General features: G+C 72.9%; 1 pseudogene. It reads right to left on the bottom strand.

Going from position 1 to position 1,000, the window contains the following annotated elements:
- Nucleotides 1–1,000 (bottom strand): annotated as a pseudogene (locus G3N94_RS41450) (LuxR family transcriptional regulator); the annotation flags it as partial.

Genomic DNA, 1,000 nt, shown 5'->3' with positions numbered 1-1,000 from the left:
GCCACAGCGGCCCGTGCGCCGGGAATTCGGCCGCGGCGATCGCATCGATCCGCTCGACCAGCGCATGACAGGTCGCCTCGCGGTAGCGCGCCGCGTGGATCCGCACCTGTTCGGCAAGGCTCGCCACCGACAGCCGCGGCAGCTCGCGGGCGACGCCCATCGCATCCAGCGCTTCGAGCAGGTCGATCGCGCGATGCTCGACGCCGCGCAGCATCGCGATGCGCGCCGCGGTGCAGTAGCCGAGCAGCACCGTGTCGGGGATGCCCGCGTGCTCGAGCACGTCGAGCCGGTTCGCGAGCAGCGCGGCCGCCTGGTCGACGCGATCGGCCTCGTACGCGATCGCCGCGCACAGTGCGGCGAACATGCAGGTCAGCGGATGGCGGCGGCCGAGATCGGCTTCCGCGCGGGCCAGCGCGGGCGACAGCACGTCGTCCGCGAGTTGCACCTGTCCCTCCGACAGATAGCTGAGGCCCGTGATCAGCTCGCCCCAGCGCGCGACGTAGCCGAACCCGGCCGCCGTTTCGCCACGCGGCGCGCTCTGCTGGAAGCGACGCGCCTGCGCCGGCTCGCCGAGGATGATCGCGCGCGCCGACAGCCGGTTCGCGTGCATCTGCGCAAGCCAGGTCGCGGCCGGCGGCGCGAACTCCGCCCACGGCTCGAACAGCTCGACAAAGCGGTCGATCTCGTCCGCGTAATACGCGGCCGCGCTCAGGATCAGCGCGCATTCGTAGCGCATCGCGCGCGGCGTGTCGGGCGCCGCGAGGATGCCCGCGATCTGGCGCCACGCCTCGACGTGCCGCTCGCCGAGCGCCAGCGCCCACGCAACCGCGACCCGCAGCGTCGGACGCTTGTCGAGCTCCGCATCGGGCAGGCGCGCGAGCCAGTCGAGCACGTCGTTGATGCGGCCTTCCTTGAGCGCGTCCTCGAGGCAGCGCTGCGCGAGCGCATAGGCCGTCTCGAGCTGGCCGGCCGCATACGCATGGCGAGCCGCCTCGTCCGA

Origin of the sequence: Burkholderia sp. Ac-20353 (assembly GCF_017104785.1) — a bacterium.
Taxonomy (GTDB): Bacteria; Pseudomonadota; Gammaproteobacteria; order Burkholderiales; family Burkholderiaceae; genus Burkholderia.
Note: the sequence above shows the minus strand (reverse complement) of the source record. Positions and strands in the feature narration are given on the sequence as shown.